The organism is Mesorhizobium sp. M4A.F.Ca.ET.020.02.1.1 (genome assembly GCF_004022645.1).
Classification (GTDB): domain Bacteria; phylum Pseudomonadota; class Alphaproteobacteria; order Rhizobiales; family Rhizobiaceae; genus Mesorhizobium.
Genome location: NZ_RZOI01000719.1, coordinates 1 through 3,048, shown reverse-complemented (window position 1 = coordinate 3,048; position 3,048 = coordinate 1). Strand labels below are relative to the sequence as shown.

General features: G+C 67.1%; 3 protein-coding genes. 2 read left to right on the top strand and 1 reads right to left on the bottom strand.

The annotated features are described in order from the left end of the window. Positions 1-826, top strand: an 826-nt coding sequence (gene der / locus EN742_RS29920; protein ID WP_128333610.1) for a ribosome biogenesis GTPase Der, incomplete at its 5' end; no start/stop codon positions are given. A gap of 27 nt (positions 827-853) precedes the next feature. On the opposite strand, the gene EN742_RS29915 is transcribed toward der, so the two are convergent. Continuing rightward, positions 854-1,774, bottom strand: a complete 921-nt coding sequence (locus EN742_RS29915; protein WP_127423210.1) for a LysR substrate-binding domain-containing protein — start codon at positions 1,772-1,774, stop codon at positions 854-856. A gap of 116 nt (positions 1,775-1,890) precedes the next feature. Between EN742_RS29915 and EN742_RS29910 the strand changes: the two genes are divergently transcribed. Then, positions 1,891-3,048: MFS transporter (locus EN742_RS29910; RefSeq protein ID WP_148670352.1), on the top strand; the 1,158-nt coding region annotated here is incomplete at its 3' end.

Below are 3,048 nucleotides of genomic sequence, written 5' to 3'. Positions count from 1 at the left end.
CACCAAGCCGATGCGCATCGCCGTCGTCGGTCGCCCGAACGCCGGCAAGTCGACGCTGATCAACGCGCTGATCGGCGAAGAGCGGCTGCTGACCGGGCCGGAAGCCGGCATCACACGCGATTCCATCTCGGTCGACTGGGACTGGCGCGGCCGCCGGGTAAAACTGTTCGACACCGCCGGCATGCGGCGCAAGGCCAGGATTCACGAAAAGCTGGAAGTGATGTCGGTGCAGGACGGCCTGCGCGCCATCCGCTTCGCCGAGATCGTCATCATCGTGCTCGACGCCACCATCCCCTTCGAGAAGCAGGATCTGCAGATCGCCGATCTCATCATCCGCGAAGGTCGCGCGCCGGTGATCGCCTTCAACAAATGGGACCTGATCGACAACCCGCAGGAACTGCTGGCGGAGCTGCGCGAGAAGACCGAGCGGCTCCTTCCCCAGGTGCGCGGGATGCAGGCGGTGACGGTCTCCGCCGAGACCGGACGCGGTCTCGACAAGCTCATGGATAGCGTGATCAAGACGCACAAGGTGTGGAACAGCCGTGTGTCGACCGGCAAGTTGAACCGCTGGCTGGAAGGCATTTTGGCGCATCATCCGCCGCCCGCCGTTGCCGGGCGCCGCTTGAAGATCAAATATGTCACCCAGGCCAAGACCCGCCCGCCCGGCTTCGTCGTCTCGTGCTCGCGGCCCGACGCAATGCCGCAATCCTATGTCCGCTACCTGTCGAACAGCCTGCGCGAAGCCTTCGACATGCCGGGCGTGCCGATCCGCATGGCGCTACGCACCTCGGACAATCCATTCGCCGGCCGGGCAAAGAAGCGCTGAGCGGCACTGAGCCTGGGCCTCAGCGCGTCAGGCGACATGTCTCAACGCTTCATTCGCCCGCGCGCTTTCGGGTAGCGCTTGCAGCGCCGCCTGCAACAGTATGTCGGCGAGGCGCGCCGCCACCGGGTCAAGCTCGGCCTCCCTCTGATGCAGGACCAGCGCTATCTTCGGCAAGACCGGTAGCCCCAACAGTTCCGGCATCATCGCCCTGACATTGGCGGGCAGCCCGATATCGGTACGGATCGTCAGCCCGAGACCGGCGGCGACCGCCGCCCAGATGCCGCCGAGGCTGGGGCTGGAGAAGGCCATCCGCCAGGACAGGCCGGCGCGGTCGAGCGTTTCGGTCGCCATCGTGCGCAGCAGGCAGGGCGCTTCCAGCGCCACCAGCGGCAGGATGTCGTCCTTGCCCGGCCCGGCCTCGATCGGCTTTGCCGGCCCGATCCAGCGCATTTGAACATCGGCGACGTGCCGGCTGTAGGGCAGGCTCGCGCCATTGTGCCAGGCAAGCGCGATGTCGAGGCTGCCCTGGGTGATCCGGTCGGCAAGCTCATGGCTGCGCGCGATCCGCGCCTCTATCTTGACCTTGGGATGGGCGCGGGCGAAGCGGCCCAGCACCTCCGGCAGCACCGCCTCGCCGAAATCCTCCTGCAGGCCTAGCCGCACCCAGCCTTCCAGCTCGACGTCGTGGATGGCGGCGGCCGCCTCGTCGTTAAGCTCGAGCAGTCGCCGCGCATAGCCGAGCATGGTTTCGCCGGCTTCGGTCAGCGCCAGGCCGCGCCCCGATTTGCGGAAGATCGGGGTGGCCGCCTGCTCCTCCAGCTTCTTCAGCTGCGCGCTAACGGCGGAGGTCGAACGGCCAAGCCTTTCGGCGGCCCTGGCGAAGCTGCCCAGCTCCATCCCGGCGACGAAGCTCCGGAGGACGTCGAGGTCGAATGTGACGCGTCGCATGTTATTGTCCTGCTTTTCAGGATTGTATATCAAAAACTTCCTGATTTTATAGATAAAGCTATGGCGCTACATCCTACCCGTCAAGCCGGTCAGCCGGCCGTCACGGGAATGAACGCATGTCCGCCATCGCCACACGCACCGACTGCCAGCCTCCTGCGAAAGCCACGGCTGGCTCCGCCGCTCGAACCTTCGGATCCAATCATCGCTGGAAGGTGCTGGGCATCGGCGTCGCGGCCAATGCCGGGTTCTCCGCGACCTTCTCCGGCGTGCCGGCCACCGCGGTGGTGATGCGCCAGGGTTATCAACTCGACAATGCCTCGCTCGGACTGGCGCTCGGTCTTCTCGGATTGGGCGTGGCGCTGAGCGAACTGCCCTGGGGCGTGCTCACCGATCGCTGGGGCGACCGCCGCGTGCTGTTGACCGGGCTCGGCGCGACGGCGGCATGGCTGTTCGTCATGGCTATGCTGGTCGTGCCGACAAAGGGTGCCATTCCGGGCGTCTCGCTGCTCTCGGCAAGCCTGCTCGTCGCCGGCCTGCTCGGCGGCAGCGTCAACGGTTCCAGCGGCCGGGCCATCATGGGATGGTTCCGGGAGGGCGAGCGCGGCTTTGCCATGAGCATCCGGCAGACGGCGGTGCCGCTGGGCGGCGGCCTCGGCGCGCTCGTCCTGCCTTCGCTGGCCTTGGGCTTCGGCTTTACCGCCGTCTTCGGCCTGCTTGCAGCCGTTTCCGCCCTCTCTGCCTTCTTTGCCTGGCGCTGGTTGCACGAGCCGCCAACGGCAGCGGGCGGTCATGCCGACGCCGCGACAGCCGGGCCGGCGCCGCTGCGCAACGTCGAGGTCTGGCGCATCTCGATCGCCATCGGCCTGCTCTGCTTCCCGCAGGTGGCGGTGCTCACCTTCGCGTCGGTGTTCCTGCACGATTTCGCCGGCGTCGGGACAATGGCGACCAGCCTGAGCCTCGCCGCCGTGCAGACTGGCGCCATGGTCATGCGCGTCTGGAGCGGCCGCTTCACCGACCGTCATGGCAACCGCCGCCCATTCCTCAGGCTGTGCTGCGCGCTAAGCACGCTTGCCTTCGCGGTCCTCTGGCTGCTGGTCGTCGCGGCCGCAGGCCAGCCGGCTATGATGATGGCGCTTGCCGTCGTACTGGTTGCTGCGGGCATCGCCGTCTCCGCTTGGCACGGCGTCGCCTACACCGAGCTTGCCACGCTCGCCGGTCCCGGCCATGTCGGAACCGCGCTCAGCCTTGCCAACAGCTTCGTCTTCGTCGGCTTC